Origin of the sequence: Streptomyces sp. NPDC014889 (assembly GCF_043081205.1) — a bacterium.
In the GTDB taxonomy this organism is placed as follows: domain Bacteria; phylum Actinomycetota; class Actinomycetes; order Streptomycetales; family Streptomycetaceae; genus Streptomyces.
The window spans coordinates 334,527-359,562 of sequence record NZ_JBIBWH010000007.1; the positions used below are offsets into that span (position 1 = coordinate 334,527).

The 25,036-nt window shown below is 72.8% G+C and carries 22 protein-coding genes; 20 read left to right on the plus strand and 2 right to left on the minus strand.

Features of this window, described 5'->3' with window-relative positions; genetic code table 11:
* Positions 1–10 precede the first annotated feature (10 nt).
* The gene (gene efp / locus ACF09J_RS16575; RefSeq protein ID WP_392306116.1) at positions 11–577 is read left to right on the plus strand and encodes an elongation factor P; all 567 of its coding nucleotides are present in this window, start codon (positions 11–13) and stop codon (positions 575–577) included.
* Between the two features lie 2 nt (positions 578–579).
* Positions 580–1,014, plus strand: coding sequence for a transcription antitermination factor NusB (nusB, locus tag ACF09J_RS16580; RefSeq protein WP_390724322.1), 435 nt, complete (start codon positions 580–582; stop codon positions 1,012–1,014).
* 389 nt (positions 1,015–1,403) lie between these two features.
* On the opposite strand, the gene bldD is transcribed toward nusB, so the two are convergent.
* Entirely contained in the window at positions 1,404–1,907 is a 504-nt protein-coding gene (gene bldD, locus ACF09J_RS16585; RefSeq protein ID WP_004990661.1) for a transcriptional regulator BldD, read from the minus strand.
* 254 nt (positions 1,908–2,161) lie between these two features.
* Between bldD and pyrR the strand changes: the two genes are divergently transcribed.
* From pyrR to ACF09J_RS16655, 14 genes are all read left to right on the plus strand, one after another.
* Positions 2,162–2,746, plus strand: coding sequence for a bifunctional pyr operon transcriptional regulator/uracil phosphoribosyltransferase PyrR (gene pyrR / locus ACF09J_RS16590; protein ID WP_392306117.1), 585 nt, complete (start codon positions 2,162–2,164; stop codon positions 2,744–2,746).
* A 100-nt stretch (positions 2,747–2,846) separates the two neighbouring features.
* Positions 2,847–3,875 (plus strand): aspartate carbamoyltransferase catalytic subunit, encoded by a 1,029-nt coding sequence (locus ACF09J_RS16595; RefSeq protein ID WP_392306118.1) that lies wholly within the window; start codon positions 2,847–2,849, stop codon positions 3,873–3,875.
* A 4-nt stretch (positions 3,876–3,879) separates the two neighbouring features.
* Positions 3,880–5,166, plus strand: a complete 1,287-nt coding sequence (locus ACF09J_RS16600) for a dihydroorotase (RefSeq protein WP_392306119.1) — start codon at positions 3,880–3,882, stop codon at positions 5,164–5,166.
* Entirely contained in the window at positions 5,163–5,756 is a 594-nt protein-coding gene (locus tag ACF09J_RS16605; protein ID WP_392306120.1) for a hypothetical protein, read from the plus strand. Before ACF09J_RS16600 ends, ACF09J_RS16605 begins: the two co-directional genes overlap by 4 nt.
* Complete coding sequence (carA, locus tag ACF09J_RS16610; protein WP_392306121.1) at positions 5,753–6,895, plus strand: glutamine-hydrolyzing carbamoyl-phosphate synthase small subunit; 1,143 nt, start codon at positions 5,753–5,755, stop codon at positions 6,893–6,895. The genes ACF09J_RS16605 and carA overlap by 4 nt, the downstream gene beginning before the upstream one ends.
* On the plus strand, positions 6,888–10,196 hold the full coding sequence (carB, locus tag ACF09J_RS16615; RefSeq protein ID WP_392306122.1) for a carbamoyl-phosphate synthase large subunit: 3,309 nt from the start codon (positions 6,888–6,890) through the stop codon (positions 10,194–10,196). Before carA ends, carB begins: the two co-directional genes overlap by 8 nt.
* 99 nt (positions 10,197–10,295) lie before the next feature.
* Positions 10,296–11,411: a quinone-dependent dihydroorotate dehydrogenase gene (locus ACF09J_RS16620; RefSeq protein WP_392306123.1), complete on the plus strand. Its 1,116-nt coding sequence runs from the start codon at positions 10,296–10,298 to the stop codon at positions 11,409–11,411.
* Positions 11,408–12,253 carry an orotidine-5'-phosphate decarboxylase gene (pyrF, locus tag ACF09J_RS16625; RefSeq protein ID WP_392306124.1) on the plus strand — a complete coding sequence of 282 codons (846 nt, stop codon included), beginning with the start codon at positions 11,408–11,410 and terminating at the stop codon, positions 12,251–12,253. The genes ACF09J_RS16620 and pyrF overlap by 4 nt, the downstream gene beginning before the upstream one ends.
* Before the next feature lie 288 nt (positions 12,254–12,541).
* On the plus strand, positions 12,542–12,865 hold the full coding sequence (locus tag ACF09J_RS16630) for an integration host factor (protein ID WP_003977346.1): 324 nt from the start codon (positions 12,542–12,544) through the stop codon (positions 12,863–12,865).
* A gap of 58 nt (positions 12,866–12,923) precedes the next feature.
* Entirely contained in the window at positions 12,924–13,517 is a 594-nt protein-coding gene (gene gmk, locus ACF09J_RS16635) for a guanylate kinase (RefSeq protein WP_392306125.1), read from the plus strand.
* Between the two features lie 50 nt (positions 13,518–13,567).
* Entirely contained in the window at positions 13,568–13,840 is a 273-nt protein-coding gene (gene rpoZ / locus ACF09J_RS16640; RefSeq protein ID WP_030577387.1) for a DNA-directed RNA polymerase subunit omega, read from the plus strand.
* Positions 13,841–14,025: 185 nt separating this feature from the next.
* Positions 14,026–15,228, plus strand: a complete 1,203-nt coding sequence (coaBC, locus tag ACF09J_RS16645; RefSeq protein WP_392306126.1) for a bifunctional phosphopantothenoylcysteine decarboxylase/phosphopantothenate--cysteine ligase CoaBC — start codon at positions 14,026–14,028, stop codon at positions 15,226–15,228.
* A 238-nt stretch (positions 15,229–15,466) separates the two neighbouring features.
* Positions 15,467–16,681: a methionine adenosyltransferase gene (gene metK, locus ACF09J_RS16650; protein WP_392306127.1), complete on the plus strand. Its 1,215-nt coding sequence runs from the start codon at positions 15,467–15,469 to the stop codon at positions 16,679–16,681.
* A 115-nt stretch (positions 16,682–16,796) separates the two neighbouring features.
* Positions 16,797–18,944: a primosomal protein N' gene (locus ACF09J_RS16655; RefSeq protein ID WP_392306128.1), complete on the plus strand. Its 2,148-nt coding sequence runs from the start codon at positions 16,797–16,799 to the stop codon at positions 18,942–18,944.
* 55 nt (positions 18,945–18,999) lie between these two features.
* Here ACF09J_RS16655 and ACF09J_RS16660 read toward each other — a convergent pair whose 3' ends face one another.
* Positions 19,000–19,533, minus strand: coding sequence for a hypothetical protein (locus ACF09J_RS16660; protein ID WP_392306129.1), 534 nt, complete (start codon positions 19,531–19,533; stop codon positions 19,000–19,002).
* Between the two features lie 1,165 nt (positions 19,534–20,698).
* On the opposite strand from ACF09J_RS16660, the gene fmt reads away from it, so the two are divergent.
* From fmt to ACF09J_RS16680, 4 genes are all read left to right on the plus strand, one after another.
* Positions 20,699–21,631 carry a methionyl-tRNA formyltransferase gene (gene fmt, locus ACF09J_RS16665; RefSeq protein ID WP_392306130.1) on the plus strand — a complete coding sequence of 311 codons (933 nt, stop codon included), beginning with the start codon at positions 20,699–20,701 and terminating at the stop codon, positions 21,629–21,631.
* Positions 21,632–21,713: 82 nt separating this feature from the next.
* The gene (locus ACF09J_RS16670; protein WP_392306131.1) at positions 21,714–23,129 is read left to right on the plus strand and encodes an RsmB/NOP family class I SAM-dependent RNA methyltransferase; all 1,416 of its coding nucleotides are present in this window, start codon (positions 21,714–21,716) and stop codon (positions 23,127–23,129) included.
* 78 nt (positions 23,130–23,207) lie between these two features.
* Entirely contained in the window at positions 23,208–23,894 is a 687-nt protein-coding gene (gene rpe, locus ACF09J_RS16675) for a ribulose-phosphate 3-epimerase (protein ID WP_392306132.1), read from the plus strand.
* A gap of 78 nt (positions 23,895–23,972) precedes the next feature.
* Positions 23,973–25,016 carry a sugar-binding transcriptional regulator gene (locus tag ACF09J_RS16680; RefSeq protein WP_392306133.1) on the plus strand — a complete coding sequence of 348 codons (1,044 nt, stop codon included), beginning with the start codon at positions 23,973–23,975 and terminating at the stop codon, positions 25,014–25,016.
* Positions 25,017–25,036: the final 20 nt, after the last annotated feature.

The following is a 25,036-nucleotide window of genomic DNA, read 5'->3' on the forward strand; positions in this document are numbered from 1 at the left end:
TTCCGCAACCGTGGCTTCCACGAACGACCTCAAGAACGGCATGGTGCTCAAGCTCGACGGCGGCCAGCTGTGGTCCGTCGTCGAGTTCCAGCACGTCAAGCCCGGCAAGGGCCCCGCCTTCGTGCGCACCAAGCTCAAGAACGTGCTGTCCGGGAAGACCGTCGACAAGACGTTCAACGCCGGCGTCAAGGTCGAAACGGCCACCGTCGACAAGCGTGACATGCAGTTCTCCTACATGGACGGCGACTACTTCGTCTTCATGGACATGGAGACCTACGACCAGCTGCACATCGACCGCAAGGTCGTCGGCGACACCGCCAACTTCCTGGTCGAGGGCTTCGAGGCGACCGTCGCCCAGCACGAGGGCGAGGTGCTCTTCGTCGAGCTGCCCGCCGCCGTCGAGCTGACCATCGCCGAGACCGAGCCGGGCGTCCAGGGCGACCGCTCCACCGGTGGCACCAAGCCCGCCACCCTGGAGACCGGCCACCAGATCCAGGTCCCGCTCTTCATCACCACCGGCGAGAAGATCAAGGTCGACACCCGTACGAGCGACTACCTCGGCCGGGTGAACAGCTAACCGTGGCTGCCCGTAACACGGCCCGCAAGCGTGCCTTCCAGATCCTCTTCGAGGGCGACCAGCGCGGCGCCGACGTCCTGACGGTCCTCGCCGACTGGATCCGGCTCTCCCGGACCGACACCCGGCAGCCCCCGGTGAGCGAGTACACGATGCAGCTCGTCGAGGGCTACGCGGAGCACGCGACCCGGATCGACGAGCTGATCGCGCAGTACGCGGTCGGCTGGACGCTGGACCGCATGCCGGTCGTGGACCGCAACATCCTGCGGCTCGGCGCGTACGAGCTGATCTGGGCCGACGAGACCCCGGACGCCGTCGTGCTGGACGAGATGGTGCAACTGGCGAAGGAGTTCTCCACGGACGAGTCGCCCTCGTTCGTCAACGGCCTGCTGGGCCGTCTGAAGGAGCTCAAGCCCTCCCTCCGCCGCGACCAGGTGTGAGAAAGAAGGAGCCGGCCCGCACGGCCGGCGCCGGACGGACCCGCAGAGGCCCGCAGCACGACTGCTGCGGGCCTCTCGGCGTCCGTGCGTGTCCCCACCCCCTCGTCCGTGTGCGCGGCCCGCTACGGCAGGATCACGCCCGCCCCTCAGGGCCGCGGAAAAGCCTCCGGGGGGGGGGGGGGCCGCGGGGGGGGGGGCCCCCCCCCCCCCCGGGGGGGGTGGGGGGGGGGGGGGGGGGGGGGGGGGGGGCGGCCCGCGCGGGGTCGGGGGGGGCGGCCGGCCCCCCCCCCCCCCCCCCCCCCCCCCCCGCCCCCCCCCCCCCCGGGCCCCCGCCCCCCCCCCCCCCCCCCCCCCCCCCCCCCCACGTTTCTGCTGAGTCGGCGGAGCGGTCAGCTCTCCTCGTGGGACGCCACCGCGCGGCGCGCGTCCGCGTCCAGTACACCCCAGCTGATCAGCTGCTCGGTGAGGACCGAGGGCGACTGGTCGTAGATGACGGCGAGTGTGCGCAGGTCGTCCTGGCGGATGGAGAGCACCTTGCCGTTGTAGTCACCGCGCTGCGACTGGATCGTGGCCGCGTATCGCTGGAGGGGGCCCGCCTTCTCGGCCGGCACGGTGGCCAGCCGCTCCAGGTCGAGGACCAGCTTCGGCGGGGGCTCGGCGGCTCCGCCCGGGGTGGTGCCCGGCAGCAGTTCCTGCACGGGGACCCCGTAGAAGTCCGCCAGCTCGGCGAGGCGCTGCACGGTCACGGCACGGTCGCCGCGCTCGTACGAGCCGACCACGACCGCCTTCCAGCGTCCCTGGCTCTTCTCCTCGACACCGTGGAGGGAAAGGCCCTGCTGGGTGCGGATCGCCCGGAGCTTGGCCCCGAGCTGTTTGGCGTATTCGCTGGACATATGGCTCCCCGGACACTGTGTCGACGCGACTGGCTTCGCTGCCAGACCGCGCGGCTGGTAACTCACTGTGAGGTTACGCAGCGTTACTCTGCCGCGTCAAGCCGAATGGTCCGGGGCGCCGCTTCCGTGGTAACCGCGGCCGGTTGCGCCAAGGGGGTGATCGGGGAGCTCTCCGGCACCTGGTAGCGTGTATGGCGCAATTCCGACGTCCTTTAAGGTCCGTCCCGTGAGGCGGAGAAGGAGGTCCGTTTCGTATGGACACGCACGCAGACGCGCAAGCGTCCGAAGCCCGGCCCGTTCTCGAGGGCCCCGACATCGCGCGGGTGCTGACCCGCATCGCCCACGAGATCGTCGAGCGCGCCAAGGGCGCCGACGACGTGGTGCTCCTCGGCATTCCGACCCGGGGCGTCTTCCTTGCCCAGCGGCTCGCCGCCAAGCTCGAGCAGATCACCGAACGCAAGGTCCCGCACGGCTCGCTCGACATCACCATGTACCGCGACGACCTGCGCATGCAGCCCCCGCGCGCACTGGCCCGCACCGAGATCCCCGGTGACGGCATCGACGGCCGCCTGGTCGTCCTCGTCGACGACGTGCTCTTCTCCGGCCGAACCATCCGCGCCGCCCTCGACGCCCTGAACGACATCGGGCGCCCGCGCGCGGTGCAGCTCGCCGTCCTCGTCGACCGCGGCCACCGTGAACTGCCGATCCGCGCCGACTACGTCGGCAAGAACCTCCCCACGTCGCTGCGGGAGACGGTCAAGGTCCTGCTCGCCGAGGAGGACGGTCGCGACACCGTGCTGCTCGGCGCCAAGCCGGCCGCCCAGGGCGAACACCCGTAACACGCGCGCGTACGCATCGCCGTACGCCCCGCGCGTGTGCCCTCGCACGCGCCCGTCTGCCCCAATTCTCCCGAATGAACCGCCTTACGGAGCCTGACAGATGCAGCGTCATCTCATCTCGGCCGCCGACCTCACCCGCGACGACGCCGTCCTGATCCTCGACACCGCCGAGGAGATGGCCCGGGTCGCCGACCGGCCGATCAAGAAGCTGCCGACCCTGCGCGGCCGCACCGTCGTCAACCTCTTCTTCGAGGACTCGACCCGCACCCGGATCTCCTTCGAGGCCGCGGAGAAGCGGCTGTCCGCGGACGTCATCAACTTCACCGCCAAGGGATCCTCGGTGTCCAAGGGCGAGTCCCTGAAGGACACCGCCCAGACCCTGGAGGCCATGGGCGTCGACGCCGTGGTCATCCGGCACGGCGCCTCCGGTGCCCCGTACCGGCTGGCCAACTCCGGCTGGATCGACGCCGCCGTCATCAACGCCGGCGACGGCACCCACCAGCACCCCACCCAGGCCCTGCTCGACGCCTTCACCCTGCGCCGCCGGCTGGTCGGCAGGGACGCGGGCCTCGGCCAGGACCTGTCCGGCAGGCGCGTCACCCTCGTCGGCGACGTGCTGCACAGCCGGGTGGCCCGCTCCAACGTGGACCTGCTGCACACCCTCGGCGCCGACGTCACCCTGGTCGCCCCGCCCACCCTGCTGCCGGTCGGCGTCGAGAGCTGGCCCTGCGAGGTCTCCTACGACCTCGACGCCACCCTGCCCAAGTCCGACGCCGTGATGATGCTCCGCGTGCAGCGCGAGCGCATGAACGCCGCCTTCTTCCCGACCGAGCGCGAGTACGCGCGGCGCTACGGCCTGGACGGCGAGCGGATGGCCCGGATGCCCGAGCACGCCCTCGTGATGCACCCCGGCCCGATGGTCCGCGGCATGGAGATCACCGCCGAGGTCGCCGACTCCGACCGCTGCACCGCCCTGGAGCAGGTCACCAACGGCGTCTCCATCCGCATGGCCGTGCTGTACCTGCTGCTCGGCGGCATGGAACCCGCCCCCCAAGCCCGCCCGCCCGTCTCCCACCACCGCCCCTCTGACGAGCGCTCCGCGCGCACCTCTTTCGCCGAGGAGAAGTAGACACATGAGCAAGATCCTGATCCGTGGTGCCAAGGTGCTCGGCGGCGCGCCGCAGGACGTCCTGATCGACGGCGGGACCGTCGAGGCGGTCGGCACCGGGCTGAGCGCCGACGGCGCCGAGACCGTCGAGGCCGACGGCAAGGTGCTGCTGCCGGGCCTGGTCGACCTGCACACCCACCTGCGCGAACCGGGCCGCGAGGACTCCGAGACCGTACTGACCGGCACCCGCGCGGCCGCCTCGGGCGGCTACACCGCCGTGTTCGCCATGGCCAACACCTTCCCCGTGGCCGACACCGCCGGCGTCGTCGAGCAGGTCTGGCGGCTGGGCCGGGAGCACGGCTACTGCGACGTGCAGCCCATCGGCGCCGTCACGGTCGGCCTGGAGGGCAGGAAGCTCGCCGAACTCGGCGCCATGCACGAGTCGGCCGCCGGCGTCACCGTCTTCTCCGACGACGGCAAGTGCGTCGACGACGCGGTGATCATGCGCCGGGCGCTGGAGTACGTGAAGGCATTCGGCGGCGTCGTCGCCCAGCACGCCCAGGAGCCGCGGCTGACCGAGGGCGCCCAGATGAACGAGGGCGTCGTCTCCGCCGAGCTGGGCCTCGGCGGCTGGCCGGCCGTCGCGGAGGAGTCGGTCATCGCCCGCGACGTCCTGCTCGCCGAGCACGTCGGCTCCCGCGTCCACATCTGCCACCTGTCGACTGCGGGCAGCGTCGAGATCGTCCGCTGGGCCAAGTCCCGCGGCATCCAGGTCACCGCCGAGGTCACCCCGCACCACCTGCTCCTCACCGACGAACTGGTGCGCACCTACGACCCGGTCTACAAGGTCAACCCGCCGCTGCGCACCGAGCGGGACGTGCGCGCCCTGCGCGAGGCGCTCGCCGACGGCACCATCGACATCGTCGCCACCGACCACGCCCCGCACCCGCACGAGGACAAGGACTGCGAGTGGGCCGCGGCCGCCATGGGCATGGTCGGCCTGGAGACGGCCCTGTCGGTGGTCCAGGAGACCATGGTCGACACCGGCCTGCTGGACTGGGCGGGCGTCGCGGACCGCATGTCCTTCGCGCCGGCCCGGATCGGACGGGCCACCGGCCACGGACGCCCCGTCTCGGCAGGTGAGCCCGCCAACCTCACGCTGGTCGACACGGCATACCGTGGGCAGGTGGACCCCGCGGGCTTCGCCTCGCGCAGCCGGAACACTCCCTACGAGGGACGTGAGCTGCCGGCCCGTGTCACCCACACGTGGCTCCGGGGCAAGGCCACGCTCGTCGACGGGAAGCTCACGTGACACCTGCACCTCTGCTCGCAGCCGGGATCGCGACCGACATCGCCGCGGAAGGGAAATCGGCCGCGGTCACCGACTGGGCCGCCCGCATCGGCTGGCTGGTCGCCCTGCTCCTGTTCATCGCCCTCGTCTACTGGCTGATGCGCGAGGGCTGGAAGTGGCGCGCCACGCTCCAGGGCGACCTGCCGGAGCTGCCGAGCGCGCCCGAGGAGCCCGGTCCGGCGGTACTGACCATGACCGGCCGCTACCACGGCTCCACCACCGCCGGACAGTGGCTGGACCGCATCGTGGCGCGCGGTCTGGGCACCCGCAGCCGGGCCGAGTTGACCCTGACCGACGCGGGCCTCGACGTGGTGCGCCCCGGAGCGGACGACTTCTTCGTCCCGGCCGCACGGCTGCGCGGGGCCCGGCTCGACAAGGGCATCGCCGGCAAGGTGCTCACCGAGGGCGGGGTGCTCGTCGTGACCTGGGAGCACGGCGAGCGGCTGATCGACTCGGGGTTCCGCTCCGACCGGGCGGCCGAGCACACCGCGTGGGCCGAGGCCCTCAACACCATGATCGAGAAGAACAGCACGGAAGGCGCCGAACGATGACCACCTCCACCAGGGGAACCTCGAGGGTTCCCGCCGTACTCGTCCTGGAGGACGGCCGGATCTTCCGCGGCCGTGCCTACGGGGCCGTGGGGGAGACGTTCGGCGAGGCCGTGTTCTCCACCGGGATGACCGGCTACCAGGAGACCCTCACCGACCCGTCGTACCACCGCCAGGTCGTCGTGATGACGGCCCCGCACGTCGGCAACACCGGCGTCAACGACGAGGACCCCGAGTCGAAGCGCATCTGGGTCTCCGGCTACGTCGTGCGCGACCCCGCCCGCCGGCCCTCCAACTGGCGTGCCCGGCGCACCCTGGACGAGGAGCTCGCCGCGCAGGGCGTCGTCGGCATCAGCGGCATCGACACCCGCGCCCTCACCCGCCACCTGCGCGAGCGCGGCGCCATGCGCGTCGGCGTCTTCAGCGGGGAGGCCGTCCAGGACGACGCCACGCTGCTGGCCCGGGTCCTCGAGTCCCCCCGGATGGAGGGCGCGGACCTGTCCGCCGAGGTGGCCACCGAGGAGGCGTACGTCGTCCCCGCGATCGGCGACCGGAAGTTCACCGTCGCCGCCGTCGACCTCGGCATCAAGGGCATGACCCCGCACCGCATGGCCGAGCGCGGCATCGAGGTGCACGTGCTGCCCGCCACCGCCACGGTCGAGGACGTGTACGCCGTCGAGCCCGACGGAGTGTTCTTCTCCAACGGCCCCGGCGACCCGGCCACCGCCGACCACGCCGTCTCCGTCGTGCGGGGCGTCCTGGAGCGCGGCACGCCGCTGTTCGGCATCTGCTTCGGCAACCAGATCCTCGGCCGCGCCCTCGGTTTCGGCACCTACAAGCTGAAGTACGGCCACCGCGGCATCAACCAGCCGGTGCAGGACCGTACGACCGGCAAGGTCGAGGTCACCGCGCACAACCACGGCTTCGCCGTCGACGCCCCCACCGACCGGGTCTCCGACACCCCCTTCGGCCGTGCCGAGGTCTCCCACGTCTGCCTCAATGACAACGTGGTGGAAGGCCTCCAGCTCCTCGACCGGCCGGCCTTCAGCGTCCAGTACCACCCCGAAGCGGCCGCTGGACCCCACGACGCCGCCTACCTGTTCGACCGCTTCGTCTCCCTGATGGAGGGCCAGCGTGCCTAAGCGCACCGATATCCAGTCCGTCCTGGTCATCGGCTCCGGCCCGATCGTCATCGGCCAGGCCGCCGAGTTCGACTACTCCGGGACCCAGGCCTGCCGCATCCTGAAGGCCGAGGGCCTGCGCGTCGTCCTGGTGAACTCCAACCCCGCGACGATCATGACCGACCCGGAGATCGCCGACGCCACCTACGTCGAGCCGATCACCCCGGACTTCGTCGAGAAGATCATCGCCAAGGAGCGCCCCGACGCCCTGCTGCCCACCCTGGGCGGCCAGACCGCGCTCAACACCGCCATCTCGCTGCACGAGAACGGCGTCCTGGACAAGTACGGCGTCGAGCTGATCGGCGCCAACGTCGAGGCCATCCACAAGGGTGAGGACCGTGAGCAGTTCAAGGAGGTCGTGGAGGCCGTCCGGCGCAGGACCGGGCACGGCGAGTCCGCCCGCTCGGTGATCTGCCACACCATGGACGAGGTCCTGGCCGGCGTCGACGAGCTCGGCGGCTACCCGGTCGTGGTCCGCCCCTCCTTCACCATGGGCGGCGCAGGCTCCGGCTTCGCGCACGACGAGGAGGAACTGCGCCGCATCGCCGGACAGGGCCTCACCCTCTCGCCGACCACCGAGGTGCTCCTGGAGGAGTCCATCCTCGGCTGGAAGGAGTACGAGCTGGAGCTGATGCGCGACAAGCACGACAACGTCGTGGTCGTCTGCTCCATCGAGAACTTCGACCCGATGGGCGTGCACACCGGCGACTCCATCACCGTCGCCCCGGCGATGACGCTCACCGACCGCGAGTACCAGATCCTGCGCGACATCGGCATCGCCGTCATCCGCGAGGTCGGCGTCGACACCGGCGGGTGCAACATCCAGTTCGCGGTGAACCCCGAGGACGGCCGGGTCATCGTCATCGAGATGAACCCGCGCGTGTCGCGCTCCTCCGCGCTCGCCTCCAAGGCGACCGGCTTCCCCATCGCCAAGATCGCCGCCAAGCTCGCCGTCGGCTACACCCTCGACGAGATCCCCAACGACATCACGCGCGAGACCCCGGCCTCCTTCGAGCCGAGCCTCGACTACGTGGTCGTCAAGGCGCCCCGGTTCGCCTTCGAGAAGTTCCCGCAGGCCGACTCCACGCTGACCACCACCATGAAGTCGGTCGGCGAGGCCATGGCCATCGGCCGCAACTTCACCGAGGCCCTCCAGAAGGCCCTGCGCTCGCTGGAGAAGAAGGGCAGCCGGTTCACGTTCGTCGGCGACCCCGGCGACCGGCACGAGCGCCTGCGCGAGGCCGTCCGCCCGACCGACGGCCGGATCAACGCGGTCATGCAGGCCATCCGCGCGGGCGCCACGCCCGAGGAGGTCTTCGACGCCACCAAGATCGACCCGTGGTTCGTCGACCAGCTCTTCCTGATCAAGGAGATCGCCGACGAGCTGGCCGAGGCGCCCGAGCTGACCGCCGAACTGGTCGCCGAGGCCAAGCGGCACGGCTTCTCCGACCAGCAGATCGGCGAGATCCGCGGCCTGCGCGAGGACGTCGTCCGCGAGGTGCGGCACGCGCTCGGCATCCGCCCGGTCTACAAGACGGTCGACACCTGCGCCGCCGAGTTCGCCGCGAGGACGCCGTACTTCTACTCCTCCTACGACGAGGAGAGCGAGGTCGCCCCGCGCGAGAAGCCCGCAGTGATCATCCTGGGCTCGGGCCCGAACCGCATCGGCCAGGGCATCGAGTTCGACTACTCCTGCGTGCACGCCTCCTTCGCGCTGCACGACGCCGGGTACGAGACGGTGATGGTCAACTGCAACCCGGAGACCGTCTCCACCGACTACGACACCTCCGACCGGCTGTACTTCGAGCCGCTCACCCTGGAGGACGTCCTGGAGATCGTCCACGCGGAGCGGCAGGCCGGCCCGATCGCCGGTGTCGTCGTCCAGCTCGGCGGCCAGACCCCGCTGGGCCTGGCGCAGGCTCTGAAGGACAACGGCGTGCCGATCGTCGGCACCCCGCCCGAGGCGATCCACGCGGCCGAGGACCGGGGCGCCTTCGGGCAGGTGCTGGCCGAGGCGGGCCTGCCGGCCCCCAAGCACGGCACCGCCACCACCTTCGCCCGGGCCAAGACCATCGCCGACGAGATCGGCTACCCGGTCCTGGTCCGCCCGTCCTACGTCCTGGGCGGCCGAGGCATGGAGATCGTGTACGACGAGGCGCGCCTGGAGGCGTACATCGCCGAGTCGACCGAGATCAGCCCCTCCCGCCCGGTGCTCGTCGACCGGTTCCTCGACGACGCCATAGAGATCGACGTCGACGCCCTCTACGACGGCGAGGAGCTGTACCTCGGCGGCGTCATGGAGCACATCGAGGAGGCCGGCATCCACTCCGGCGACTCGGCGTGCGCGCTGCCGCCGATCACGCTCGGCGGGTACGACATCAAGCGGCTGCGGGCCTCCACCGAGGCCATCGCGCGCGGTGTCGGGGTGCGCGGTCTGATCAACATCCAGTTCGCGCTGTCCGGCGACATCCTCTACGTCCTGGAGGCCAACCCGCGCGCCTCCCGTACGGTCCCCTTCACCTCGAAGGCGACCGCCGTGCCGCTGGCCAAGGCCGCCGCCCGGATCTCGCTGGGCGCGACCATCGCCGGACTGCGCGACGAGGGGCTGCTGCCGAAGAGCGGCGACGGCGGCACGCTGCCGCTGGACGCGCCGATCTCCGTCAAGGAGGCCGTGCTGCCCTGGAGCCGCTTCCGGGACACCTCAGGACGCGGTGTGGACACCGTCCTCGGCCCCGAGATGCGCTCCACCGGCGAGGTCATGGGCATCGACTCCGTCTTCGGCACCGCGTACGCGAAGTCGCAGGCGGGGGCCTACGGTCCGCTGCCGACCAAGGGCCGCGCCTTCATCTCGGTGGCCAACCGGGACAAACGGTCGATGATCTTCCCGGCCCGTGAGCTGGTCGCCCACGGCTTCGAACTGCTCGCCACCTCCGGCACCGCCGAGGTGCTCAAGCGCAACGGCATCAACGCCACGGTGGTGCGCAAGCAGTCGCAGGGCACCGGGCCGAACGGCGAGCGGACCATCGTCCAGCTCATCCACGACGGCGAGGTCGACCTCATCGTCAACACCCCGTACGGCACCGGCGGCCGCCTGGACGGCTACGAGATCCGCACCGCGGCCGTGGCGCGCTCCGTGCCGTGCCTCACGACGGTCCAGGCGCTCGCGGCGGCCGTCCAGGGCATCGACGCCCTGCACCGCGGCGAGGTGGGTGTCCGCTCCCTCCAGGAACACGCGGGATTCCTGACCGCGACGCGCGACTAGCAGCCCCGAGGGGGACACCGGAAGCGGTGTCCCCCTCTTCACGAGGACCAGGGGGACCCATGAGGCCCCGAGGACACCCGAGGACTCAGTGACTCAGTGATGTACAAGCACTTCTTCCGCCTGTTCTTCCAGCGGATGGACCCGGAACAGGCGCACCACCTCGCCTTCCGCTGGATCCGGCTCGCCGCCCGCGTCCCGGTGCTGCGCACCTTCGCCGCCGCCGTGCTCGCCCCCCGCCACAAGGAGTTGCGCACCGAGGCCCTCGGGCTGCGGATGCACGGCCCCTTCGGGCTCGCCGCCGGCTTCGACAAGAACGCCGTGGCGATCGACGGGATGTCGATGCTCGGCTTCGACCACGTCGAGATCGGCACGGTCACGGGGGAGCCGCAGCCCGGCAACCCGAGGAAGCGGCTGTTCCGGCTGGTCCAGGACCGCGCGCTGATCAACCGCATGGGCTTCAACAACGAGGGCTCGCTCGCCGTCGCCGCGCGCCTGGCCTCGCGCACGCCCGTGTTCCGGACCGTCGTGGGCGTCAACATCGGCAAGACCAAGGCCGTCCCGGAGGAGGAGGCCGTCGGGGACTACGTGAAGTCCGCCGAGCGGCTGGCCCCGCACGCCGACTACCTGGTCGTCAACGTCTCCTCGCCGAACACCCCCGGGCTGCGCGACCTCCAGGCCACCGAGGCGCTGCGCCCGCTCCTCGCCGCCGTGCGCGAGGCCGCCGACCGGGTCGTGCCCGGGCGCCGGGTGCCGCTGCTGGTGAAGATCGCGCCGGACCTCGCCGACGAGGACGTCGACGCCGTCGCCGACCTCGCCGTGGAGCTGGGTCTGGACGGGATCATCGCCACCAACACCACCATCGCGCGCGAGGGACTCGGGCTGAACTCCGCGCCCTCGCTCGTGAAGGAGACCGGCGGGCTGTCGGGCGCCCCGCTGAAGGCGCGCTCCCTCCAGGTGCTGCGCCGCCTCTACGCGCGCGTGGGCGACCGGATCACCCTGGTCGGCGTCGGCGGCATCGAGAACGCCGAGGACGCCTGGCAGCGCATCCTGGCCGGCGCCACCCTGGTGCAGGGCTACAGCGCCTTCGTCTACCAGGGGCCCTTCTGGAGCCGCGCGATCCACAAGGGGCTCGCCGCACGCCTGCGGACCAGCCCGTACGCCACCCTCGCCGACGCGGTCGGCGCCGATGTGAGGAAGGCAGGGGAGCCGGCATGAGCCCGAGGGAACCCTTCGGCGCGCGGCTGCGCCGCGCCATGGACGAGCGCGGCCCACTGTGCGTCGGCATCGACCCGCACGCCTCGCTGCTCGCCGAGTGGGGCCTGAACGACGACGTGGCCGGCCTGGAACGGTTCAGCCGCACCGTGGTGGAGGCGCTGGCCGGCCGGGTGGCCGTCCTGAAGCCGCAGAGCGCCTTCTACGAGCGTTTCGGCTCGCGCGGCCTCGCCGTCCTGGAGAAGTCGGTCCAGGAGGCCCGGGCGGCCGGTGCGCTGGTCGTCATGGACGCCAAGCGCGGCGACATCGGCTCGACCATGGCCGCCTACGCCGAGTCGTTCCTGCGCGAGGACGCGCCCTTGTTCTCGGACGCGCTCACGGTCTCGCCGTACCTCGGCTACGGGTCGCTGAGGCCTGCGGTCGACCTGGCGCGGGAGAGCGGCACGGGCCTGTTCGTGCTGGCGCTGACCTCCAACCCGGAGGGCGCCGAGGTCCAGCATGCCGTGCGGCCCGACGGCCGCAGCGTCGCCGCGACCGTGCTCGCGCACCTCGCCGAGGAGAACGCGGGGCAGGTCCCGCTCGGCTCCTTCGGCGCGGTGGTGGGGGCCACGCTGGGCGACCTGTCGTCGTACGACCTGGACACGGGCGGGCCGCTGCTGGCGCCGGGGATCGGCGCGCAGGGTGCGACGCCGGCCGATCTTCCCCGGGTGTTCGGCGCCGCGGTGCGCCGTGTGGTCCCGAGCGTCAGCCGGGGTGTTCTGCGTCACGGTCCCGAGGTGGGGGCGCTGCGCGGGGCCGCGGAGCGCTTCGCGGAGGAGATCAGGACGGCGGTGACCGGCGGCTGAGTGCCCCGATGGGCGGTCCGGGGCGCGCCTGAGTCTGGATACATCCTCAAATCCGGGGCATTATGTCCTAAATGCCCGGCCTGACGGAGGCTGACCAGGACTTTTCCGCTGTTCTCGCTGACTCCGGCGGACGGGACCGCTAGTCTCCGTCGAGTGGGGGCGCCTCCCACGCCCTCAACGCAGTGGGGGAGAGCGGGCAAGCGTGTTGCTCGTGGCTCCCCAGGTGTGGGGCGACTAGGTTCCTCACCGGTCCGTATCCGACAGTTCGACATCCGAGGTGACGTAGGCGTGGCTCTTCCGCCCCTAACCCCTGAACAGCGCGCAGCCGCGCTCGAAAAGGCCGCCGCGGCTCGCCGGGAGCGGGCCGAGGTCAAGAATCGACTCAAGCACTCCGGCGCCTCCCTGCACGAGGTCATCAAGCAGGGCCAGGAGAACGACGTCATCGGCAAGATGAAGGTCTCCGCCCTTCTTGAGTCCCTGCCGGGCGTGGGCAAGGTCCGCGCCAAGCAGATCATGGAGCGGCTCGGCATCTCCGAGAGTCGTCGCGTGCGCGGCCTCGGGTCCAACCAGATCGCTTCCCTGGAGCGCGAGTTCGGCAGCACCGGCTCCTGAGGCCGGCTGCTCCGGGCAGGAGTCCCGGGCACCGCGCGATTGCTGGAATAATCGCCGCATGGCTGTAACACCCCGGGGCGCGACCCCCGTACCCCCGGACGCACGTCCGCGGCTGACCGTGCTCTCCGGCCCCTCAGGGGTCGGCAAGAGCACGGTCGTCGCTCATATGCGCAAGGAACACCCCGAGGTCTGGCTCTCGGTGTCGGCGACGACCCGCAAGCCACGCCCCGGTGAGCAGCACGGCGTCCACTACTTCTTCGTCACCGACGAGGAGATGGACAAGATGATCGCCAACGGCGAGCTGCTGGAATGGGCCGAGTTCGCGGGCAACCGCTACGGCACCCCGCGCGCCGCCGTGCTGGAGCACCTGGAGGCGGGCGTGCCGGTGCTGCTGGAGATCGACCTCCAGGGCGCCCGGCAGGTCCGCGAGTCCATGCCCGAGGGCCGGCTGGTGTTCCTGGCTCCTCCGTCCTGGGAGGAGCTCGTGCGCAGGCTCACCGGGCGGGGGACCGAGCCGCCCGAGGTCATCGAGCGGCGGCTGGAGGCGGCGAAGATCGAACTCGCGGCCGAGCCGGAGTTCGACGAGACCCTGGTCAACACCTCCGTCGAGGACGTGGCTCGCGAGCTGCTAGCCTTGATGGACGTTGTGTGATCGTGACGGTCGCACCGACTGATTCTTTCCCATCCATCGGAAGGTAGAGCGTGTCCTCTTCCATCTCCGCGCCCGAGGGCATCATCAACCCGCCGATCGACGAGCTCCTCGAGGCCACCGACTCGAAGTACAGCCTCGTGATCTACGCGGCCAAGCGGGCCCGCCAGATCAACGCGTACTACTCGCAGCTCGGCGAGGGCCTCCTCGAGTACGTCGGTCCGCTCGTCGACACCCACGTCCACGAGAAGCCGCTCTCCATCGCCCTGCGCGAGATCAACGCGGGTCTGCTGACGTCCGAGGCCATCGAGGGCCCGGGCCAGTAGTCCGCCCGTAGTCCCCGCGGTTCTTCATATCTGAGGATCGCAGCAGGTTTTTCCACAGGCCCGGCAGCGCGACTGCCGGGCCTGTGGTGTGCTCGGGGGGTGCGGGAGCCGATCCCGCGATGATGCAGCATGGACGCGTACGCCGACGAGCCGCGGCGTGCGTGTGTCGAGTGAGGGGAGGCCCGGTGAGCAAGCCCAAGGTCGTTCTGGGCGTCGGTGGCGGCATCGCCGCCTACAAGGTGTGCGAGCTGCTGCGCAGGCTGACCGAGTCCGGTCACGACGTGCGCGTGGTCCCGACCGCCTCCGCGCTGCAGTTCGTCGGCGCCGCGACCTGGTCGGCCCTGTCCGGCCACCCCGTCTCCACCGAGGTCTGGGACGACGTCCACGAGGTGCCGCACGTGCGCATCGGGCAGCAGGCCGACCTGGTGGTCGTCGCCCCGGCCACCGCCGACATGCTCGCCAGGGCCGCCCACGGCCTCGCCGACGACCTGCTGACCAACACCCTGCTCACCGCCCGCTGCCCGGTGGTCTTCGCCCCCGCGATGCACACCGAGATGTGGGAGCACCCGGCCACCCAGGACAACGTGGCGACGCTGCGCCGCCGCGGGGCCGTCGTCGTCGAACCGGCGGTCGGCCGGCTGACCGGCGTCGACACCGGAAAGGGCCGGCTGCCGGAACCGGCGGAGATCTTCGAGGCCTGCCGCCGTGTGCTGGCCCGGGGCGCGAGCGAGCCCGACCTCGCGGGGCGGCACGTCGTCGTCAGCGCCGGCGGCACCCGCGAGCCCCTGGACCCCGTCCGCTTCCTCGGCAACCGCTCCTCCGGCAAGCAGGGCTACGCCCTCGCCCGGACGGCGGCGGCCCGCGGGGCCCGGGTCACGCTCGTCGCCGCCAACACCGCCCTGCCGGACCCGGCGGGCGTGGACCTCGTCCGGGTCGGCACGGCCGTGCAGTTGCGGGAGGCCGTGCTGAAGGCCGCCGCGGACGCCGACGCGGTGGTCATGGCGGCCGCGGTCGCCGACTTCCGGCCCGCGAGCTACGCGACCGGCAAGATCAAGAAGAAGGACGGCGAGGACCCCGAGCCCATCACGCTGGTACGCAATCCGGACATCCTCGCCGAGATATCAGCCGAACGGGCGCGCCCCGGACAGGTGATCGTGGGATTCGCCGCGGAGACCGACGACGTCCTCGCCAACGGGCGCAAGAAGCTCGCCCGCAAGGGCTGCGACCTGCTCGTGGTCAACGAGGTGGGGGAGCGCAGGACCTTCGGCGCGGAGGACAACGAGGCCGTGGTGCTGGCCGCCGACGGCGGCGAGACACCCGTGCCGCACGGCCCGAAGGAGGCTCTGGCCGAAACTGTGTGGGACCTGGTGGCCGCCCGGCTCGGCTGAGCGCCCTCCGGCCCGCACTGTCCCGCCGAACTTCGAAGCCCGGCGCGTGGCGACTCTGGCCAAGGTCGCCGGGCTTCGGCAGAATGCCCGTGCCGCAGGTCACAGCACTCCCGAGAGGCGAGACAGGTGGGCCGGCGGCCGAGCGCGACCGATAAACTGTTCTCGGACGAGGCCGGGCGCAGCCCCGTGTCCGTCCGCCAATGATCAGCCAGCAGCCGCTGCAACCCCAGGGAGCGTTGTGTCCCGTCGCCTGTTCACCTCGGAGTCCGTGACCGAGGGTCACCCCGACAAGATCGCTGACCAGATCAGCGACACCATTCTCGACGCGCTTCTGCGCGAGGACCCGACCTCCCGGGTCGCCGTGGAGACACTGATCACCACCGGCCTGGTGCACGTGGCCGGCGAGGTCACCACCAAGACCTACGCGGACATCGCGACCCTGGTCCGCGACAAGATCCTCGAGATCGGCTACGACTCCTCCAAGAAGGGCTTCGACGGCGCCTCCTGCGGCGTGTCCGTCTCGATCGGCGCGCAGTCCCCCGACATCGCCCAGGGCGTCGACACGGCGTACGAGTCCCGGGTCGACGGCGGCGCCGCGGGTGACGAGCTGGACCGGCAGGGCGCGGGCGACCAGGGCCTGATGTTCGGATACGCCTCCGACGAGACCCCGACGCTGATGCCGCTGCCTATCTTCCTGGCGCACCGGCTGTCCAAGCGCCTGTCGGACGTGCGCAAGAACGGCACGATCCCCTACCTGCGCCCGGACGGCAAGACCCAGGTCACCATCGAGTACGACGGCGACAAGGCGGTCCGCCTGGACACCGTGGTGGTCTCCTCGCAGCACGCCTCCGACATCGACCTGGACTCGCTGCTGGCGCCCGACATCCGCGAGTTCGTCGTCGAGCCGGAGCTGAAGGCGCTGCTGGAGGACGGCATCAAGCTGGACACCGACGGCTACCGGCTGCTGGTCAACCCCACCGGCCGGTTCGAGATCGGCGGCCCGATGGGCGACGCGGGTCTGACCGGCCGCAAGATCATCATCGACACCTACGGCGGCATGGCCCGGCACGGCGGCGGAGCCTTCTCCGGCAAGGACCCGTCCAAGGTGGACCGCTCGGCCGCGTACGCGATGCGCTGGGTCGCGAAGAACGTGGTGGCGGCGGGCCTGGCCGCCCGCTGCGAGGTCCAGGTCGCCTACGCGATCGGCAAGGCCGAGCCGGTGGGCCTGTTCGTGGAGACCTTCGGCACCCACAAGGTGGAGCCCGAGAAGATCGAGAAGGCGATCGACGAGGTCTTCGACCTGCGTCCGGCCGCTATCATCCGCGACCTCGACCTGCTCCGCCCGATCTACGCCCAGACGGCCGCCTACGGTCACTTCGGCCGTGAGCTGCCCGACTTCACCTGGGAGCGCACGGACCGCGTGGACGCGCTGCGCGCGGCGGCGGGTCTGTAGGACCCGGGGGCCGCAGGCCCCTGGCTGCCGCGAGACCTGAGCGAGGCCCGGACCCCACAGGGGTCCGGGCCTCGCTCGCCGTCGGTTGTCGGTCCCGTTTGGTAAGAATGCAAGCGTGAGCAGCGAGAACGGGACGGGGCACGGCGGGGCCGCGGGGGCGCCGCCCGAGCAGCTTGCGCTCATCCGGGAGACCGTGCGCAAGGCGAAGGAGCCACGGGCCAAGCCGCGCACCTGGCGCGGTGCCGCGCTCGCCGGGGAACTGCCCGTGGCGCGCGTACTGGTCGACAAGGGCGCACTGCACCTCGACCGGTACTTCGACTACGCCGTGCCGGCCGAGCTGGACGCGGAGGCGCGGCCCGGGGTGCGGGTGCGCGTGCGGTTCGGAGCCGGACGGCACCGGGTGCGCGAGGGGCGGCGCGAGGGCGGCGGGCTCATCGACGGGTTCCTGATCGAGCGCCGGGCCGAGTCCGACTACGCGGGGCCTCTCGCCGCGCTCGCCCAGGTCGTCTCGCCTGAGCCCGTGCTCAGCGAGGAACTGCTCGGCCTGGCCCGGGCCGTCGCCGACCGGTACGCGGGCAGCGTCGCCGACGTGCTCCAACTCGCCGTGCCGCCGCGCAGGGCGCGCGCTGAGGAACGGCCCTCGCCCGCACCGCTGCCACCGCCGCCCGCCCCCGACCCGGGTTCCTGGGCCCGGTACGAGCAGGGGGCCGCGTTCGTACGGGCCCTGGCCGCGGGCGGCTCGCCGCGGGCCGTGTGGAACGCGCTGCCCGGACCCGGGTGGAGCGAGGAACTGGCCCGCGCCGTCGCCGCCGCGCTCGCCTCGGGACGCGGCGCGCTCGTCGTCGTACCGGACGGGCGGGCCGCCGCCCGGATCGACGCCGCGCTGACCGCCCTCCTCGGCGAGGGACGGCACGCGCTGCTCACCGCCGACGCGGGGCCGGAGAAGCGGTACCGGCAGTGGCTCGCCGTGCGCCGGGGCTCCGTACGGGCCGTCGTCGGCACCAGGGCCGCGATGTTCGCGCCGGTACAGGACCTCGGTCTGGTCGCGCTGTGGGACGACGGGGACGACAGCCACAGCGAGCAGCACGCGCCGCAGCCGCACGCCCGCGAGGTGCTGCTGCTGCGCGCCGCACAGGACAAGTGCGGTTTCCTGCTGGGCGGTTGGAGCTGCACGGTGGACGCGGCGCAGCTCGTCGAGAGCGGCTGGGCCCGGCCGCTCGTCGCCGCGCGGGAACAGGTGCGGCGGGCGGCTCCGCTGGTGCGCACGGTCGGCGACGCCGAGCTCGCCCGGGACGAGGCCGCGCGGGCCGCACGGCTGCCCTCGCTCGCCTGGCAGGCGGCCAGGGAAGGACTGCGGCACGGGCCCGTGCTGGTGCAGGTGCCCCGCCGGGGCTACGTACCGCGGATGGCCTGCGCGCAGTGCAGGGCGCCCGCGCGGTGCCGGCACTGCGCGGGGCCCCTCCAGGGGCAGGACGCGGGGGCGCTCGGCTGCGGCTGGTGCGGGCGCCAGGAGCCGGCCTGGCACTGCCCGGAGTGCGGCTCGTTCCGGCTGCGGGCCCAGGTCGTCGGTGCGCGGCGGACCGCCGAGGAACTGGGCCAGGCGTTTCCGTCCGTGCCGGTGCGGACCTCGGGACGCGAGCATGTGCTGGACACGGTGCCGGGGGCACCGGCGCTCGTGGTGAGCACCCCGGGCGCGGAGCCCGTGGCCGAGGGCGGGTACGCGGCGGCGCTGCTCCTGGACGGCTGGGCCATGCTCGGGCGGCCCGATCTGCGCGCGGGCGAGGACGCGCTGCGGCGCTGGATCGCCGCCGCCGCGCTCGTCCGGCCGCAGCCGGAGGGCGGCACCGTGGTCGTCGTCGCCGAACCGACGCTGCGGCCCGTGCAGGCGCTGGTGCGCTGGGATCCCGTCGGTCACGCCCTGCGGGAGCTGTCCGAGCGCGCCGAACTCGGGTTCCCGCCGGTGTCCCGCATGGCGGCCGTGTCGGGCCCGGCGGAGGCGGTGTCGGACTTCCTCCCCACCGTCGAACTGCCGCGTGATGCGGAGGTGCTGGGCCCCGTCCCGCTGCCGGTCACGCCTCCGGGCCGTCCCCGCCGCTCCGGCGCGCCCCCGCCCGGCGAGCACTGGACGCGCGCCCTGATCCGCGTACCGCCCGGCACCGGAGCCGCCTTGGCCGCCGCCCTGAAGTCCGCCCAGGCGGCCCGTCTGACCCGCGGAACCCCCGACCCGGTCTGGATCCGCGTCGACCCACCGGACATCGGCTGACGGCCCTTTCGCGGCCGAGGCCCTCCCGGATGCCGGCCGGGAGGGAAAAATGAGGTCAGCCGTTGCGCGGGCTCGGGAAGGCCGTGGGGCGGGGGTCGTCGCGGAGGACCGGGCTGCCGGCCGTCGGCTGGGTCGGCATGGAGCGGGCCGCGGGGACCGTGGTGATGCCGGTGCCGACGTTGACCCTACTGGTGCCCGCCGGGTCCGGGGCCCGCTCGGCCTCGGGCGCCGCCTGGGCCGCCGCGCGGCGGGCGCCGTAGCGCCGGTGGACGGCCTGCTTGGTGACGCCGAGGGCCGAGCCGACGGCGTCCCACGAGAAGCCGAGCGAGCGGTCGAAGTCCACGGCGGCCGTGACCAGGGTCTCGACGCTGTCCCGCAGCTCCTGGGCGAGACGGACGGTCGGGGCGGGGGCACGTCCGTAGACGACGAAGCCCGTGGAGGGGCCGGAGCGGCGCGGGCGGTAGACGTTGCCCAGCTGGGCGGTGAGCGTGCGCAGTGCGTCCACCTGCCGGCGGACCCGCTCGATGTCCCGCACCAGCAAGTGAAGGCTGGCCCGGGCCTGGGCGTCGTGGGTTGCGTGGTCGGCCATGAACAAGCCTCTCGAACCGGCGTTGAAAGGAATCGGGCCGAACAGCGGCCCGCTGTGGTCAACTCTTTCTTGACCAACGCGCTTCAGCTCCGCGGGTCACGGTGTGGGGGCGTAGGAAGACATACGTACGCCCCCGCGCGCCGGCCGCACGCTGCGCGACCACACGGCAAGCCCCACCACGAGCCGCCGCCCGCCGGGCCCGCCGGGCCCTGCGGCCCACCGCCTGTCCCTTGCCGCCGGGCCCCTGGACCAACCGTGGCTTGCCCCCCGGCCCCGCACCGCTCGTCTCCCGCCACGGGGGCCCCGCCCGTCGCTTACCCCTAGGCGCTCACGGCCCGGTGGCCCGCCGCCTGTCGCTTGCCCACGGACCCTGACCGGGTGTCGCCTGCCACCAGGCCCCGGCGGCCCACCGCCCGTCGCCAGCTACCGGGCCTCGCCGCCCGCCGCTTGCCACCAGGCCTCGCGGCCCGCCGCCTGTCGCTCCCGACCGACAGGCACGCACCGGGGCCCGCCGCCCCGTGCGGTGGCCTGCCGCCCTCGCTGGTGCCCCGCCCCACACGCCCAGTGGCCCGCCGCCTCCCGTCAGGCCCTCATCTCGCGTTGCCGGCCGCCAGGCCCCGGCGGCCCGCCGCCTGTCGCCTCCCGTCCGCCCCTCGCCGCCTGTTGCCGGCCGCCGGGCCCTGGCGGCCCGCCCTCGTCGCCGGCTACAGGGCTTCGCCGCCCGCCGCTTGCCACCAGGCCTCACGGTCCGCCGTCTGTCGCTCGCCGACAGGCACCCACCGGGGCCCGCCGCCCGGCGCCCGCCGCCCCATATGGTGGCCTGCCGCCCGGCGCCCCGCCCCACACGCCCAGTGTCCCGGCGCCTCCCGTCAGGCCCTCATCTCGCGTTGCCGGCCGCCAGGTCCCGGTGGCCCGCCGCCCCCGTCCGGCCCTCACCGCCCGTTGCCGGCCGCCAGGTCCCGGTGGCTCGCCGCCCGTCGCCTCCCGTCCGCCCCTCACCGCCCGTCGCCGGCCGCCAGGCTCCCGTGGCACGCCGACCGTTGCCCGCTGCGGGGCGCCGCCGTCCGCCGCCGCCATCCCGTCTGTCGGCCACCGCATTTCGTGCGGGGTCATAGACTGGTGCGCTGCCCGCCGTCCATCCCGCCCGAGAGGCCCAAGCCACCCCATGAAGCTCGTCTTCGCCGGTACCCCCGAGGTCGCCGTTCCCGCTCTGGACGCTCTGCTCGCCTCCGGGCGGCACGAGGTGGCCGCCGTCGTCACCCGGCCCGACGCGCCGGCCGGGCGCGGGCGCAGGCTGGTCGCGAGCCCGGTCGCCGAACGGGCGGAGGAGGCCGGGATCGAGGTGCTCAAGCCGGTCAAGCCGCGGGACCCGGACTTCCTGGAGCGGCTGAGGGAGATCGCCCCGGACTGCTGCCCGGTCGTCGCCTACGGCGCCCTGCTGCCCAGGGTGGCCCTCGACATCCCCGCCCACGGCTGGGTCAACCTGCACTTCTCCCTGCTGCCCGCCTGGCGCGGCGCCGCGCCCGCGCAGCACGCGCTCATGGCCGGGGACGAGATCACCGGCGCGTCCACCTTCCTCATCGAGGAAGGACTCGACTCCGGCCCGGTCTACGGCACCGTCACCGAGCGGATCCGGCCCACCGACACCAGCGGCGACCTGCTCACCCGGCTCGCCCTCGCCGGGGCAGGACTGCTCGCCGCGACCATGGACGGCATCGAGGAGGGCACCCTCAAGGCCGTGCCGCAGCCGGCCGAGGGCGTGACCCTCGCCCCCAAGATCACCGTCGAGGACGCCCGGATCGACTGGACGGCCCCCGCCCTGCGCGTGGACCGTGTGGTGCGCGGCTGCACACCGGCGCCCGGCGCCTGGACCACGTTCCGCGGCGAGCGGCTCAAGCTGATCCAGGCCGCCCCGGCGCCGCAGCGCACCGACCTCGCCCCGGGCGCGCTCGCCGTCGGCAAGAACGACGTCCATGCCGGCACCGGTTCGTACGCCGTTGAGCTGCTGTGGGTGCAGGCGCAGGGCAAGAAGCCGATGCGGGCGGCGGACTGGGCGCGCGGGGCGCGGATCGCCGAGGGCGAGACGCTCGGGGGCTGACCGGGCGGCCCCGGCCGGGACGTAGGCTGGGTGCACCGCGTGTCCGAGCGCGGCGCACCCAGACAACCGGAGCACCTTTTTCGTGAGCGACACCCGTCGGCCCCGCAAGCCCGCCAAGCCCTACCGCCGGCCCCAGAAGGACCCCGTCCGCGTCCTCGCCTTCGAGGCGCTGCGCGCCGTGGACGAGCGGGACGCCTACGCCAACCTCGTCCTGCCCCCGCTGCTGCGCAAGGCACGCGAGAAGGGCGGCTTCGACGGCCGGGACGCGGCCCTGGCCACCGAGCTGGTGTACGGCACGCTGCGCCGCCAGGGGACGTACGACGCGGTCATCGAGGCCTGTGTCGACCGTCCGCTGAGGGAGGTCGACCCGCCCGTCCTGGACGTGCTGTCCCTCGGCGCCCATCAGCTTCTCGGGACGCGCATCCCGAGCCACGCCGCGGTGTCCTCCACCGTCGAGCTCGCCCGGGTCGTCCTCGGCGACGGACGGGCCAAGTTCGTCAACGCCGTGCTCCGCAAGGTCGCGCGGAACGACCTCGACGGATGGCTGGAGAAGGTCGCCCCGCCCTACGACGAGGACCCCGAGGACCACCTCGCCGTCGTCCACTCCCATCCCCGCTGGGTCGTCTCCGCCCTGTGGGACTCCCTCGGCGGCCCACGCGCAGGGATCGAGGACCTGCTGGAGGCCGACAACGAGCGGCCGGAGGTCACTCTGGTCGCCCGGCCCGGACGGTCCACCACCGAGGAACTGCTGCGCGAGGAGGCCGCGCTGCCGGGCCGCTGGTCGCCGTACGCCGTGCGGCTGACCGAGGGCGGCGAACCGGGCGCCGTGGACGCCGTACGGGAGGGCCGGGCCGGCGTCCAGGACGAGGGCAGCCAGCTCGTCGCGCTCGCCCTGGCGAACGCACCCCTCGACGGCCCCGACGACAAGTGGCTCGACGGATGCGCGGGCCCCGGCGGCAAGGCGGCCCTGCTGGCGGCGCTGGCCGCCGAGCGCGGAGCCGTGCTGCTCGCCTCGGAGAAGCAGCCCCACCGGGCCGGCCTGGTGGCCAAGGCGCTGGCCGGCAACCCCGGCCCGTACCAGGTCATCGCCGCCGACGGCACGCGCCCGGCTTGGCGGCCCGGGAGCTTCGACCGTGTCCTCGTCGACGTCCCGTGCACCGGGCTCGGTGCCCTGCGCCGCCGCCCCGAGGCCCGGTGGCGCCGCCGCCCGGAGGACCTGGACGGCTTCGCCCCGCTCCAGCGCGGCCTGCTGCGCACGGCCCTGGAGTCGGTGCGCGTCGGCGGTGTGGTCGGCTACGCGACGTGTTCGCCCCACCTCGCCGAGACCCGGGCCGTGGTCGGCGACGTGCTCAAGCAGTTCCCCGGGGCCGAGCTGATCGACGCCCGTCCCCTGCTGCCGGGCGTCGGAGTCCTCGGCGACGGCCCCGACGTACAGCTGTGGCCGCATCTGCACGGAACCGACGCGATGTACCTGGCCCTGCTCCGCCGCACCGGCTGACCGGCCCCTTCGCGGTCCTCTTGGATTCAGCCGGGTACCGGGGCGGATCGGCGGGCCCGGGCATGGCACGCTTGGGGCATGGCCGTGCAGATCAACCCCAGCATCCTGTCCGCCGACTTCGCGCGCCTCGCCGAGGAGGCGCAGGCGGTCGAAGGGGCCGACTGGCTCCACGTCGACGTCATGGACAACCACTTCGTCCCGAACCTCACGCTGGGCGTGCCCGTCGTGGAGTCCCTGGCCCGGGCGACGGACACCCCGCTGGACTGCCACCTGATGATCGAGCAGCCGGACCGCTGGGCGCCCCAGTATGTCGAGGCGGGCGCCTCCTCCGTGACCTTCCACGTCGAGGCGGCCGCCGCCCCCGTCCGGCTGGCCCGCGAGATCCGCGCCAAGGGCGCCCGGGCCTCGATGGCCCTCAAGCCCGCCACGCCGATCGAGCCGTACGAGGACCTGCTCCCCGAGCTCGACATGCTCCTGATCATGACGGTGGAGCCGGGCTTCGGCGGCCAGGCCTTCCTCGACATCATGCTGCCCAAGATCCGCCGCACTCGGGAGCTGATCGCCAAGCACGGCCTCCAGCTGTGGCTCCAGGTCGACGGCGGGGTGTCGGCCTCGACGATCGAGCGGTGCGCGGAGGCCGGCGCGGACGTGTTCGTCGCCGGCTCGGCGGTCTACGCTGCCGAGGACCCCGCGGAAGCGGTGCGTGCCCTGCGCCATCAGGCGGAAACGGCCACCGCCAAGGCGTCCTGGGCATGCGGACACTGAACAACGACTGCGTGAACGGCAACCATCAGGGCTGATCAAGCGCGCCGCATCTGCAAGGATGAACGGTGAATCCAGAGTGTGAACAGCAGTGAGGAGATCGCCGTGTCGGGTATGTCGGCGGGCCGGTCAGCCATGCGGATGGGACCCGCTGAGCTGGTGCAGGCGGCGGCCATGGCCCGCCGTTTCTACCTCGAGGGCAAATCGAAGATCCAGATCGCCGAGGAGTTCGGCGTCAGCCGCTTCAAGGTGGCCCGGGTCCTGGAGACCGCTCTCGAACGGGATCTCGTGCGCATCGAGATCCGCGTGCCCGCCGAGCTGGACGCCGAGCGCTCCGACGCGCTCCGCGCCCGCTACGGCCTCAGGCACGCCGTGGTGGTCGAGTCCCCGGCCGAGGCAGAGGAGACGCCCGACCCCGAGAACCTCGGCGAAGTGGCCGCCGACCTGCTCGGCGAGCTCGTCGACGAGGGAGCCGTGCTGGGTCTGGCCTGGGGCAGGTCCACCATCCACATGGCGGCGGCCCTGAACCGGCTGCCACCGTGCACGGTGGTGCAGCTCACCGGGGTGTACGACGCCGGGACCTCCGAGCGCGGCTCGGTGGAGGCCGTGCGCCGCGCCGCCCAGGTCTCGGGCGGCGACGCCCACCCCATCTACGCGCCGATGCTGCTGCCGGACGCGGCCACCGCGGGGGCGCTGCGCCACCAGACCGGAATCGCACGCGCGTTTGAATACTTCGACAAGGTCACGGTCGCCTGCGTGTCCATCGGCTCCTGGGAGCCCGGCATCTCGACGGTGCACGACATGCTCAGCGACGAGGAGCGGGCCCACTACGCCTCGCTCGGCGTCGCCGCCGAGATGGCCGCGCACCTCTTCGACGCCGAGGGCCGCCGGATCGGACGGGACCTGGGGGAGCGGTGCATCACGGTCAAGGCCGACCAGTTGCGCCGTATCCCCGAGGTCGTCGCGATCGCGGGCGGGCAGCGCAAGGCGGCGGCGATCGACGCGGTGCTCCGGTCCGGTCTGGTCACCAGCCTGGTCACGGACACCTCGGCCGCGGACTATCTGTTGACAGCGGGCCCCGCCCCCCGGCCCGCTCTCAACAGGGCGGACCCGGACGGCACCTGACGAGCACACGGCGGGGCGGC